Annotated in this window: 11 protein-coding genes; 1 reads left to right on the forward strand and 10 read right to left on the reverse strand. The window is 49.7% G+C overall.

The features are described from left to right. Positions 1-137 precede the first annotated feature (137 nt). The gene (locus BN1044_RS10535) at positions 138-1,097 is read left to right on the forward strand and encodes a LysR substrate-binding domain-containing protein (protein ID WP_072308625.1); all 960 of its coding nucleotides are present in this window, start codon (positions 138-140) and stop codon (positions 1,095-1,097) included. A 29-nt stretch (positions 1,098-1,126) separates the two neighbouring features. Here the strand turns inward: BN1044_RS10535 and fbaB are convergent, their stop codons facing one another. The 10 genes from fbaB to baeR all read right to left on the reverse strand — a co-directional run bounded on the left by fbaB (position 1,127) and on the right by baeR (position 12,955). Further along, positions 1,127-2,176, reverse strand: coding sequence for a class I fructose-bisphosphate aldolase (fbaB, locus tag BN1044_RS10540; RefSeq protein ID WP_072308626.1), 1,050 nt, complete (start codon positions 2,174-2,176; stop codon positions 1,127-1,129). A gap of 183 nt (positions 2,177-2,359) precedes the next feature. Continuing rightward, positions 2,360-3,055: a GntR family transcriptional regulator gene (locus BN1044_RS10545; protein ID WP_072308627.1), complete on the reverse strand. Its 696-nt coding sequence runs from the start codon at positions 3,053-3,055 to the stop codon at positions 2,360-2,362. Between the two features lie 139 nt (positions 3,056-3,194). Further along, complete coding sequence (locus BN1044_RS10550) at positions 3,195-4,664, reverse strand: mannitol dehydrogenase family protein (protein ID WP_072308628.1); 1,470 nt, start codon at positions 4,662-4,664, stop codon at positions 3,195-3,197. Positions 4,665-4,717: 53 nt separating this feature from the next. After that, positions 4,718-6,001, reverse strand: coding sequence for an MFS transporter (locus BN1044_RS10555; RefSeq protein WP_072308629.1), 1,284 nt, complete (start codon positions 5,999-6,001; stop codon positions 4,718-4,720). Between the two features lie 123 nt (positions 6,002-6,124). Continuing rightward, the gene (locus BN1044_RS10560; RefSeq protein WP_072308630.1) at positions 6,125-7,144 is read right to left on the reverse strand and encodes a Zn-dependent oxidoreductase; all 1,020 of its coding nucleotides are present in this window, start codon (positions 7,142-7,144) and stop codon (positions 6,125-6,127) included. A gap of 16 nt (positions 7,145-7,160) precedes the next feature. Continuing rightward, positions 7,161-8,375 (reverse strand): starvation-sensing protein RspA, encoded by a 1,215-nt coding sequence (gene rspA / locus BN1044_RS10565; RefSeq protein ID WP_072308631.1) that lies wholly within the window; start codon positions 8,373-8,375, stop codon positions 7,161-7,163. Positions 8,376-8,602: 227 nt separating this feature from the next. Beyond that, positions 8,603-9,502 (reverse strand): lipid kinase YegS, encoded by a 900-nt coding sequence (gene yegS / locus BN1044_RS10570; RefSeq protein WP_046457200.1) that lies wholly within the window; start codon positions 9,500-9,502, stop codon positions 8,603-8,605. 653 nt (positions 9,503-10,155) lie between these two features. Then, on the reverse strand, positions 10,156-11,526 hold the full coding sequence (trhP, locus tag BN1044_RS10575; protein WP_072308632.1) for a prephenate-dependent tRNA uridine(34) hydroxylase TrhP: 1,371 nt from the start codon (positions 11,524-11,526) through the stop codon (positions 10,156-10,158). Positions 11,527-11,660: 134 nt separating this feature from the next. Next, positions 11,661-12,002 carry a YegP family protein gene (locus BN1044_RS10580; protein WP_072308633.1) on the reverse strand — a complete coding sequence of 114 codons (342 nt, stop codon included), beginning with the start codon at positions 12,000-12,002 and terminating at the stop codon, positions 11,661-11,663. Between the two features lie 248 nt (positions 12,003-12,250). Then, the gene (gene baeR, locus BN1044_RS10585; RefSeq protein WP_038502970.1) at positions 12,251-12,955 is read right to left on the reverse strand and encodes an envelope stress response regulator BaeR; all 705 of its coding nucleotides are present in this window, start codon (positions 12,953-12,955) and stop codon (positions 12,251-12,253) included. Between the last annotated feature and the right edge of the window lie 29 nt (positions 12,956-12,984).

Consider the following 12,984-nt stretch of genomic DNA (forward strand, 5'->3'; position numbering starts at 1 on the left):
ATGAATCTGGACATTTCTGCTTATTTTTATTGATTATAATTACTTAATAAGTAATGTAGTGATGGTTTATGGATCTATTGTGATTATTAATCGATATTGTTTCATATATTTTTTATATAAACATGAGCGCACTATCTATGAGCGGATATACCGAACGCAATGCTTTGGGCAAAATAAAAGTTTTTGACCTAAATTTACTGACTGTTTTTGAAATGGTGTATACCCATTCGAGTGTGAGTTTGGCTGCCTCATCTATGGGAATGACGCCTTCCGCCGTTAGCCAGTCCTTGCAGAAATTACGCAGTCATTTTAACGACCCGCTGTTTATTCGTGAAGGAAAGGGCATTTCGGCTACCACAGTGGCGACTAATTTGCATGAACAGCTGACGCAGAGTATGGAGCAGCTTGGCCGCGTGGTTAGCGTTTCATCCGAGAATGACTTGAAGAAGAAGTTTGTCGTTTACTCACCGCCGTTTATGGGAATGGCATTGCTGCCTGCGGTGCTGCAAGGCCTGCACAATGACGGCGTTGACTATGAAATTGTCCATCATAGTGGCTACACGGAATCGGTTAAAACCGAAGAGCTGCTGAGTTTTCGCAAGGCGGATATTATTTTCAGCACCAGCCCTTACACCAGTTTTTCAACGGTGTGTGTTCCCTGTGCTGAAACAGAGCTTTTATTTGTTTGCCGTAAGGACCATCCGCGATTAAACGGGGTACTGACTCGTGAATTGGCTGCGCAGGAAAAATTTACCGCATTTAACGTTGATGACCCTGAAATAGTGGCAGGGAAGATCGCAATTAATGACGCGCTGGGTAGCCGAAATACCGTTTTCTCAAGTAACTCAATGCTAACGATTATGAGCGTAGTGGAAAATACCGACACTGTTGGGGGGATCCCTATCGGTTTAATGCAGCGTTTCGCCGGTAATTTTAATGTACAAGTGTTAAAAACAGATTTTGCTATGCCGCGGGTAACGTTTTATATGATTTATAACCGCTCCTCCACGCATAATCCGGTATTTTCAGCGATGCTGGAGCGTTTAAAGAAAGAGATACCAGAATCTCTAAAAAGTGAAGTCAAAGAAGAAGGTTGATGGGCTTGTAAAAGCCCATCGTTTTACCGCTAGGCGATAGTGACGCTCTTATCTAAGTAAACATCCTGTACGGCGTTGATTAACGCAATGCCGTCTTTCATCGATTTCTTAAAGGCTTTACGGCCTAATATCAATCCCATACCACCGGCTCTTTTATTAATCACCGCGGTGCGCACGGACTCAGACATATCGTTTTCCCCGGCGGCACCACCGGAGTTAATCAGCCCTGCACGACCCATATAACAGTTAGCGAGTTGATAACGAACGAGATCAATCGGGTTGTCGGTGGTGAGTTTGCTGTAGACGCGTTCATCGGTATAACCGAAATTCACCGCTTTATAGCCGCCATTATTCTCCGCCATTTTTTGCTTCACGATATCAGCGCCAATAGTGGCGGCCAGATGGTTTGCCTGCCCGGTTAAATCGACGCTGGCATGATAGTCGACGCCATCTTTTTTGAACGCTGGATTACGCAGATAGGCCCACAGCACGGTAACCATCCCCAGCTCATGCGCACGCTCAAAGGCGGCAGAAATCTCTTCTATCTGGCGGCGAGACTCAATGGAACCGAAGTAAATCGTGGCACCCACGGCCTGCGCGCCCATATTGAAGGCCTGTTCGACGCTGGCATAAAGCGTTTGATCATATTGAGTGGGGTAGCTCAGGGTTTCGTTATGGTTAAGCTTAACGAGGAACGGAATTTTATGCGCATAGCGGCGCGATACGGAAGCCAGAACGCCATAGGTTGAAGCCACGCAGTTGCAGCCCGCTTCAAGCGCCAGTTCAACGATGTTTTTAGGATCAAAGTAGAGCGGGTTTGCTGCGAAAGATGCACCGGCTGAGTGCTCAACGCCCTGATCGACTGGCAGAATCGACAAATAGCCTGTTCCGGCTAAACGACCGGTATTGTACAGATTCTGCATGGCGGTCAGCACACGCGGCGAGCGGTTATTGTCGATCATCACGCGGTCAACAAAGTCTGCTCCGGGGAGATAAAACTGTTCTGCGGGTAGGGTGGTACAGCGATGTTGGAGCAGTGAATCGGCTTCTTTACCTAACAACTTAGCGATATCAGTCATGGTGAACTCCCGTCTTGGCTCAGGCAAATAACCTAGAGCAATGAGTGAAATTACTTAACAAGATATTAGCGGTTTGCTTACAGCCAGCCGGTACAATACATGCTTTATTGCACCCGCTCTAGATGAAGGGAGAAAAAGTGAGACTTGCCGCCGTCAGCCTGACAGGACGGCAATGTGTAAACGTTACTCGAACCAGTCTTTGTTTTGCTGCTCAATCGGCGTGATGGTGTGAATCATCTGCTGTAGATGAGCAAGTACGGCCTCTTCTGCGGCGTCGGCGTCACTTTTGGCGATCGCCTGATAGATTTTTTCGTGCTGGCTGATCAGGCTTTCCGGCGGTGAAACTTTGCTTAAGGTGAGAAAACGCACTCGGTCCATCGTTGCCTTGATGTTCTCAATGGTTTCCCAAGCTAGAGGGCAGTCAGCAATATCGGTCAGTAACTGGTGGAACCGATCGTCCAAGGCTAAGAACTCGCTGGTTTGTTGATGCTGAGCGGCCAGTTTTTGACGGCTAATACTGTGTTCGAGCAGCAGTAGTTGGCTTGGTGTTGCCAGTTCTGCGGCACGCCGTGCAATGCTGCATTCAATAGCGCAGCGAATAAAACGCCCGTCAGCCACGCGCTTAACCGATATTTTCTGCACAAAGGTTCCGCGCTGCGGCAGGATCTGTACTAATCCATTTTCCGCCAGTTTAATAAATGCTTCGCGTACCGGTTGGCGTGAAACGTTAAACCGTGTCGAGATCTCTTTCTCTGAAAGCAGCGTACCGGGAGGAATGGTGCATTCAACAATGTCTTTACGCAGATAGCGATAGATTTGCTGATTCACTGGAACAGTGCCATTTAGGTCGTAATTCTGCTGAGGTGTAGACATCGACATACGTATGGGATCGTTGAGTTTTTATAAAAGTATCCGCATTTTAACAGCATTCAGGCATAAGTTTGCCTAAATCTTGTGATCCTGACGATGGGCCGAGAGCAATACCGTTAAGTAAGGCCCGCCAGAGCGGGCCAAGAAATTAACACGCCGTTGATTTCAACGTGTGGGCAACGCTGTTCTTTGCTCCCCGTTCTAATAGCATGGCATACGCGGCGTTTATCGCCTGCACAAACGCGGGATCCTGAGGTAAATCAGCGCCAAATATGGCCTCGAGTGAAAGCAATGCTGACACTCTTTCACATCCTTCCGCTGAGTTTTGTACGCAGCGCTGAATATCAACCCGCAGCGGATCGCTAATCTCGATATGCTGCCCGCGTTCATCAATGCCGCCGACATAGCGCATCCAGCCTGCGATGCCCAACGCAAGAAGTTCAAAGCGGGAGCCGCGTGCGAGATGCCAGCGTACAGAGTCGAGCATTCGCTGAGGAAGCTTTTGGCTGCCGTCCATCGCAATTTGCCACGTGCGGTGTTTGAGTGCCGTGTTTGAATAACGAGTGATAAGCGAATCGGCGTATGCCTGCAAATCCACGTTGGGAACGCTGAGCGTGGCTGCTTGTTCATTCAGCATCAGCGCCCGTGCAGCATGGCGATAGTTTTCATCCTGCATGCAGTCATTAATGTGTGCATAGCCCGCTAGATAGCCTAAATAGGCTAAAAACGAATGACTGCCGTTCAGCATGCGCAGCTTCATCTCTTCATAAGGCAACACGTTGCTTACCAGTTCTGCACCAACGCGTTCCCAAGCAGGGCGACCGGCGACAAAATTGTCTTCAATAACCCATTGCCTGAAGGGTTCGCAGGCGACGCCCGCGGGATCGCGTACGCCGAGTTGCAGTGCGATTTGATCGAGCGTTTCAGCGGTGACGGCAGGAACAATGCGATCGACCATGGTGGAAGGAAAGGTGACGTTTTGCTCGATCCATTTAGCCAGTTCCGGCGACTGCGCCGCCGCCAACCCGCAGATAACGTTGTGGGTAACATGCCCATTCTCTGGCATGTTATCGCATGACATTACCGTGAATGCAGGTAGGCCCAGCTCGCGCCGTTGAGCCAGAGCCGCAACGATAACGCCCGCTGCCGACTGTGGTTGCTGCGGATGTTGAATATCGTGCGCAATCAGCGGGTGCTCAAGATTAAGCATGCCGCTGGCGGGATAGTGACAATAGCCTTTCTCCGTAATCGTTAGGGAGACAATAGCTACGTCCGGCTGGCAAAGCATATCCATAACCCGATCCAATCCATCAAGCTGAATATGCAACGCCTCTCGCACAATTCCCACGACGCGGCACTGCCAGTTTTGCGCCGACATTTCCGCTACGCTGAAGAGATTTTGCTGGTGGCGTAAATCGAGGATCTGTTGCTCGCCGCCGATAAGGTTAACTTCGCCATAGCCCCAATCGCTCTGGTGGTCGGCGGCTAATTGGTCGGCATAAACGGCCTGATGAGCGCGTTGAAAAGCCCCGAACCCGAGATGAACGATGCGGGTTTTCAACTGTTCGCGAGAATAGTTGGGAACGATAGCGTTCGCATGAAGTAAGTCGTTTTTCATCAATATGTCCATTAAGTCTGACAGAGATAAATTGGCCGCATTTTCCGGCAAGGTTAAACGTGGTTCATTACCGCGGGCGTAGAAGCTGCCGGACGAATAACGAAGAACACCAGCAGCGCGCCCAGCGCTGCCACGCCGCCAGCCAAGATAAAGGCGCTGTCGAATTTACCGGTGTTTTGCACAATAAAACCGGTCACGATTGGCCCGACAATTCCTGACACGCTACCCACCAGATGAATAAAACCGCTGGCGCCACCGATACGTGATTTATGCACCACGTCTTGAATGATCGCCCAGTAAATCGATCCGGTGACATAGAGGAAGAAAATAGACACCGACATCAGGATCACCGCAGGAACCACTTGGCTGACCGTGCCCGCCAGCGCGACGCAGATTGCGGCGGCCAATAGACAAACCACCAGTACAATTTTGCGCGACAGCAGCAGCTTGCCGGTGAGGCGGAATATCCAATCAGAGATAATGCCGCCCAAGGCTAGACCAATAAAACCAACGATCCAAGGAATGACCGTGGTGATGCTCATCTCTTTGATATTGAGACCGTGGGCCTGAACCAGATAGGACGGAAACCAGCTGAGAAAGAAAAACAGAATGTAGTTGTAGCAAAAGAAAGCAAACGCGGTGGCCAGAATGATGGGCTGCTTCATGTAAAACATCAGCGAATGACCCGGCTGCTGGTTGTTGTCCGTGTTCAACTCTTCACTTTTTTGCTGAGCGATCAGTGCACGTTCTTCCTGGCTGACATGGCGGTTTTTTTCCGGCGAATCTGAAGCGATAAAGAACCAGATCAGCATCCAGACAATGCCGATGGCGCAGATAATCATAAACGCAGGACGCCAACCGAAAGCTAAGGCTAAATATCCCACGATAGGCCCCGCAACAGCGCCGCCGAGCGGAGAACCGGCGCTCAGTAAGCCCATAGCGGTTGCCGCTTGCTTGCGTGGAAACCAGCCGTTAATCATTTTGTTGGCCGAGGAGCAAATAGGGCCTTCGGCCATACCGAACAACACGCGCAGGATCAGCATGGAATAAAAGCCGGAGGCCAGCGCGGTAAAACCGCAGAAAATTGACCAAAGCCCCACCGCAACGCCGAGCACGACTAGCGGGCCAAACTTGTCGACGGCGAGGCCGCCGATGAAATTGAAGATGGCGTAACCGAAGAAAAAACTGCCAAAAATAATGCCGAACTGTTCAGCATTGAGCGATAAGTCTTGCTCGATCATCGGTAACGTAATTGACAGTGCAACACGATCTAAATAGTTGATCATGTAGACTAAAAACAGCAGAAACACGATAGTCCAACGTAAATTCTTAGCCATAACTACCCCACGCGGTACTTTTATCATTATGTTGTTGGGTGTGCGTCTGCCCATTTGTGGCAGACACACGTGTATTCCATTCTTTTGGATAAAAATTATTCGCTAAAATCTATTCACTAAAATCTATTCGTTAAAATCTAAAAGCACCTTGCAACAGGTTTTCTGATCTTGTTCGAACAGAACGAGCGCATCGGTAACGCGCTCAAGTGGAAAGCTATGGGTGATCAGCTTTTCTGGATGGATTTTCTTTTCCTTCATCCATTCAATAACCTGAGGAAAACGCGCGCTGTTGAGACGCGAGCTGAAGATTGAGATTTCCTTACTGGTAATGCTTTGCTGGTTGAGCACGCAAGGATCGGAAGAGAATCCCATAATGCCAATGCGTGCGGCGGGAGAGGCCAGCGCAATAGCCTGAGGCAATATTGAAGGGTGGCAGGCTGCGTCAACGATAAGCGTCGGGCGAATGCCCTCCTGCTTTAATACTTCCGCTAAATCGAGATGGGTATTGTCGATGATGCGATCGGCACCGTTCGTCTGTGCCATTTGCAAACGCTCAGAAATACGGTCGGCGACAATAATGGTAGATACGCCATACACGCCGCGTAACGCTTGAATCACGGTTAGGCCCATTGGCCCCGCACCGTATACCAAGGCCACATCGTTGGGCTGTGGTTTGAGCTGAGCACAAATATTAGCGGCAATGGTAAAGGGCTCAATCATGGTCGCTTCTGCTTCAGGAATGCTATCGGGGACGACATAAGCATTGCGCGCAGGCGCACAGGCATATTCACTGAACCCACCGTCGCGGTGTACGCCGATAACCTGCAACTCGGTGCAAACATTTGGCCGGCCAATGGAGCAAGGGTAGCAATGGCCGCAGCTGACAACGGGATCGATAACCACGCGTTCTCCTCGTCGGCTGGCGTCTACGCCTTCCCCCACGGCATCGATGATGCCGAAGAACTCATGACCAATAACGCGTGGATACTTGGCGAAAGGGTTATGCCCACGGAAAATATGCACGTCTGAGCCGCAGATCCCCGCGCGACGCACGCGAACTCTGACTTCACCCGTTGGTGGTTGTGGGATCGGGCGATCCTCAATCACCAGCTTTTCTGGTTGTTGAATAACGATGCTTTTCATTGGAAATTCCTCTCAGTTACCAATTCCACAACGTGCCATCTTCGAGGCGCGCAACGGGCAAATAGGCAGGCTCATACGGATATTTAGCCGCAAGTTTTTCATCGAATTCGATACCTAGCCCAGGTTTGTCACCCGGATGCATGTAGCCGTTATCGAAGGTCCAGCTGTGTGGGAACACTTCCAGCATTTGCTCGGAATAGCCCATGTATTCCTGAACGCCAAAATTAGGCACCCACAGATCAAAATGCAGCGCGGCAGCCATGCAAATTGGAGAGAGATCGGAAGGGCCGTGAGAGCCGGTGCGAACCTGATACAACGCGGCAAAATCAGCAATACGGCGCATACCGGTGATGCCGCCCGCATGGGTAATGGTGGTGCGAATATAATCTATCAGCTGTTCTTCAATCAGCTGTTTACAGTCCCAGATGCTGTTGAATACTTCACCCACGGCGATGGGCGTAACCGTGTGCTGGCGGATCAAACGGAAGCATTCCTGATTTTCCGCAGGCGTTGGATCTTCCATCCAGAACAGACGGTAGTCTTCAATGCTCTTGCCAAAACGTGCGGCTTCGATCGGCGTGAGGCGGTGATGCATGTCGTGCAGCAGATGTTCGTCAAAGCCAAAACGGTCGCGGACGGCGGCGAATAACTTCGGGGTAAAATCGAGATATTTTTCCGTTGACCATAGCTGCTCTTCTGGCCAATTGCCCTTGGTGGCAGGTTCATAGGCCAGACCTTTGCCTTTGGACATCCCATAGGTGGTTTTCATACCTGGTACGCCGCACTGCACGCGAATAGCTTTAAAGCCCAGCTCTTTGTGTTTGGCGTAATCTTCCAACACGTCATCCAGCGAGTGGCCGGTGGTGTGGCAGTAAACCATCACACCTTCGCGGGATGCGCCGCCGAGCAGTTGATACAACGGCATGTTGGCGGCTTTGGCTTTGATATCCCATAACGCCATATCAACGGCAGAAATGGCTGACATCGTGACGGGGCCGCGACGCCAATAAGCGCCCTTATAGAAAAACTGCCAAATATCTTCGATCCTATGCGCGTCGCGTCCGATCAGCTGTGGGCAAACGTGATCTTGTAAATAGGAAGCCACCGGCAATTCACGCCCGTTAAGCGTTGCGTCTCCGATGCCGGTTAGCCCGTCGTCGGTGGTGATTTTCAGCGTGACAAAATTACGTCCTGGACAGGTAACAAATACTTTAGCTTTAACAATCTTCATCGTTGAATTTCCTTAGCGCGGATTTTTCTCTGCTTGGAATGTGACCTTAATGATGACGGAAACATAAACCTGACATAACTACCATACAAGTATAATGATCGAAATTTGCCCGATGAGATCACGGTTTTAGCTGAGGAAGAAAAATGAAAGGTGCGTAGAGAGTGCCCCTCCTAAATAGGGAAGGGCAGGGTGAAAATTAGAGAAAATTAGGGCTTTTTACGGCCTTATTAGCCAATCAGTGGGCAGTTTGGCGGCAGACGCAGGCTGATGGCATCGGGTTCGATTTCAATGCGAAAATGCTTGGCGCTCAAGGGCTCGCCGTCCAGATTGAGCGTCATTTCATGAGGTGAGGTAATTTCTAACCACGGCAACGAGGCCTCAATGACGTTTTTATTGCTTTCGCCTTTGAGCAGGCTTTCTAGCAGCGCGGGCAGCAGCTCATCAGAGGTTAAAACGCGCAGATCCAGTTTTCCATCATTGATTAAGGCCTCGGGGCACAACGGCTGCCCACCACCTGCTTGACGGCCATTGCCGATGGCAACCACCAGCGCATTGCCTTCCCAATGGAAATCAGGGCCGGAAATCTGGCAAAAATCAGCCTTGAGCGTATCCATTCGCAGAATCCCATGTAGGAAATAAGAGGCCCCACCGAGAATGGATTTTAATTTCTCAGGCGTTTCGGTAGTGATTTTGGTGCCGAATCCGCCGGTCGCCATATTGATAAAAACGCGTTTATCGTTGATGCGGGCAAAGTCGATCGCTACTGCGCGCCCTTGCAAAGCGAGTTGTAGCGCCGCCTGAGGTTCTTCAGGAATTAAACAGGCGGTAGCAAAATCATTGGCTGTGCCAAGCGGTAACACGGCTAAGACAGGGCGGGAGGATTCACTGTGTTGGCTCAGCGCATCAGACACTTCGTTAATGGTGCCATCGCCGCCGCCGGCCACAATCGTTTCGACGCCGAGCTCTACGGCCTCCGCCACATAGCGTTTAGCGTCACCATGTTCCCACGTCACGCGTACATGCAGGGTATTTCCCGCGGTGCGCAACCCGTCAATCGCTTCACGTACGTCCTGATTGCCGGCGCCTTTGCCGTTCAAGATAACTAACGCGGAGTGTAATTGATGCATGTGTTTTCTCCTGAAGGGGTAAAAATACTAATTCTTACATTGTTATAACATAGATATTCATCCTGTTTTACCTGTATGAATTGCATTCATCAATGAATATTAATGAAACCGCTCTCATCGGGAAATATAACGTAATAAATGACGCTGAAAGGTTTCAGTTGAAAGGAATAAATGAATTGATTAAATATAAAATTAACTTTAATTAAGTAAAATGATTAATTAAAAGCTTAATAAGCCATTTCCTGATTTCTAGGTTATTTAAAATTATCTAGATATCGGATGCGATAATCTGAAAAATAAATTAATTTACCAAAGTAACTATCATGTAACATATTGATTGTAAAAGGGCAGGTATTTTTCTGTGCGGTGGTGAGTAAATAAGGAATAGAAAGATTAACGAATTTAAATAGTTGACTTAGGGGATTATAAAACGTTGAGTAAAAAAGAAAACCAGCCCAAGGGAGATTGGGCTGGCAAGGAGGTGGTTCCTAGTATTGCTTTTTCGTTATATCTTTTTGCCACTCAATAATATCTATATACGATAAGTTTAAGTGTGATCTTAATCTTATATTCGGAATATTAAGTACAAAAAGAGATAAAAAAAAGCGCAGCTTATAAGAAATAAGCTACGCCTAGGCGTTTAGCGGGCCGAATTACGCTGGTGTATGCGGATTGCGCGTATCGGTGCCTGCCAAATTACGCATCAATAGCGCGAATTCAAGATCCAAATCTTCAGGAACAGGGATATAGACAATATGCCCGTCTCCCGGCGCGACTTGAGTTGGCTCGCCTTTCTTGTTTTGCATCGCTTCAAGCGTGAACTGCACGTTGCCTTTTGGCGTCATCATTTCAACGCTGTCGCCTAATGAGAACTTATTCTTCACCAAGACTTCGGCATAACCCTCGCGGCGTGCTCCTGTCAGTTCGCCAACAAACTGCTGGCGATCGGATACAGAATAGCCATAGTCGTAGTTCTGTTGATCTTCGTGCACGTGGCGACGCAGGAAACCTTCGGTATAGCCACGGTGCGCTAATGCTTCCAGCGTGGTGAGCAACGTTGGGTCGAGCGGTTTACCCGCCACTGCGTCATCAATCGCGCGGCGGTATACCTGAGCGGTACGAGCGACGTAGTAGAAGGACTTAGTACGACCTTCAATTTTCAATGAATGAACGCCCATTTGGGTCAGTCGCTCAACGTGCTGAATCGCACGCAGGTCCTTGGAGTTCATGATGTAGGTGCCGTGCTCGTCTTCGAATGCGCTCATGTATTCGCCCGGGCGCATCGCTTCTTCTAACATAAAGACTTTATCGGTCGGTGCGCCGATACCCAGCGTTGGCTCAGCGGGGACTTCGGTAACAGGGATCGGTTCATGAACGTGAACGATATTGCCGACGGTATCTTCTTTGCCTTCCTGAACTTTATATTCCCAACGGCAGGCGTTGGTGCAGGTGCCCTGATTAGGGTCACGCTTGTTGATATAGCCGGAAAGCAGGCAGCGGCCAGAATAGGCCATGCACAGTGCGCCATGCACAAAGATTTCAAGCTCCATATCAGGAACCTGCTGGCGAATTTCTTCAATTTCTTCCAGAGAAAGCTCGCGCGACAGGATCACGCGGGTCAGCCCCATTTGCTTCCAGAATTTTACCGTCGCCCAGTTAACCGCGTTTGCCTGTACTGAAAGATGAATTGCCATCTCAGGGAAGGCTTCGCGCACCATGGAAATCAATCCCGGATCGGACATAATCAGCGCGTCCGGCCCCATTTCGATAACCGGTTTGAGGTCACGTAGGAAGGTTTTCAATTTGGCATTGTGCGGCGCGATATTCACCACCACGTAGAATTTTTTACCCAGCGCATGTGCTTCATTGATGCCGAGGGCGAGGTTCTCATGGTTGAATTCGTTGTTGCGAACACGCAGGCTGTAACGAGGTTGACCGGCATAAACAGCATCAGCGCCATAGGCGAACGCATAGCGCATGTTTTTCAGCGTACCGGCCGGAGAGAGTAATTCCGGAGTAAACATAGGTTTGTATTTCTCTTTAAAGGTCTGATCACAAGTCAGTCTGTACCTGTAGGTACAGTGAAGGCGGGCATTATAGAGGGTTCGGCGAGGGAGCACAATGAATGTGGGGGCATTGGGTTGCCCCCGCAAGATAATCACCCGTGCGTCAAATCTCTGATATCCGTCGTTGCGCCGTTTTTCACCACCGACTGGATCCCTTTTCGTGCGGCGCTCTCAGAGCTATACATTTCACTGGTGCCGATCACCTGATGATTCTTTGCTTTGAGAATGAAATAGGGCTGATCGCTGCTGCTGTTTTTGATCTCAAACTGCGCTTCATCGGGGGAGTTTGACTGTACCGATGCGATGCCGTTGTCAGCAGATGCCTTACTGGCATACATTTCGCTGGAAAGAATAATCTCTCCATTGCTGGCTTTTAGATTGAAGTGGAACTGTCCGTTCTTCGCTTTTTTGATTTCGTAATAGCCGATTGCCATGGGTATCTCCTAAATCTATCCCCGCCATACTTTAAGCTGCGTCAGCGTTAGCCGCGCTCGCAACGTGAATAATGACGGATAAGTTTTGCAGTGATTAACTGCGTCAATGAGAGTGAGATGGATGCCGTTTACGCTGAATAAATCAGGATAAGTATAGACAATGGCTGGATATTTGCAGGCATTTACCTGATTGGAGGAAGATAAGAAAGGGCGCTCCCGCGGCAGGCACGGGAGCGGTGATGGCGATTTTACAGCACTTTACACGGTGCGCCTTCCCAGCGATAACCGATGCCGTAAACCGAGCGAATAAACGGCTCGCCGTTTTCGAGCTGCTCCAACTTACGGCGTAAGTTTTTAATGTGGCTATCGACGGTGCGGTCGGTGACGACGCGATAATCATCGTATAGATGATTGAGCAGTTGCTCGCGCGAAAGCACGGTGCCGGGCTGTGTCGCCAGCGTTTTCAATAGCCGAAATTCAGCCGGCGTTAAATCTAGCAGCTGATCTTTAAAACTGGCCTGATAGCGGTTTTCATCGATGATCAGAACCGGTTCGGCGTTCGCTTCATTTTGGCGTACGCAGCGACGTAAAATGGTTTTGACGCGCGCCACGACTTCACGCGGGCTGTAGGGCTTGCAGATATAGTCATCGGCGCCAATTTCCAGCCCCAGCAGGCGGTCTATTTCTTCAATTTTCGCCGTTACCATCACAATCGGCACATCAGAGAAGCGACGGATTTCGCGGCACAGCGTTAGACCATCGGTGCCGGGCAGCATTAAGTCCAGCAGAATTAAATCCGGTGGCGTTTGATGGACATAGGGCAATACCTGATTTCCATCTGCTAGCAAGTGGGGCTGATATCCGCCTGCGGTTAGATAGTCGATCAGCAGTTGTCCTAGCTTGGGTTCATCTTCGACGATCAACACGCGTTGTCCTGCGGGGTCAACGTCCATGATTCCAGCAATACTGTTCATACCCATTA

Source organism: Hafnia alvei (assembly GCF_900095695.1).
GTDB lineage: Bacteria > Pseudomonadota > Gammaproteobacteria > Enterobacterales > Enterobacteriaceae > Hafnia > Hafnia alvei_B.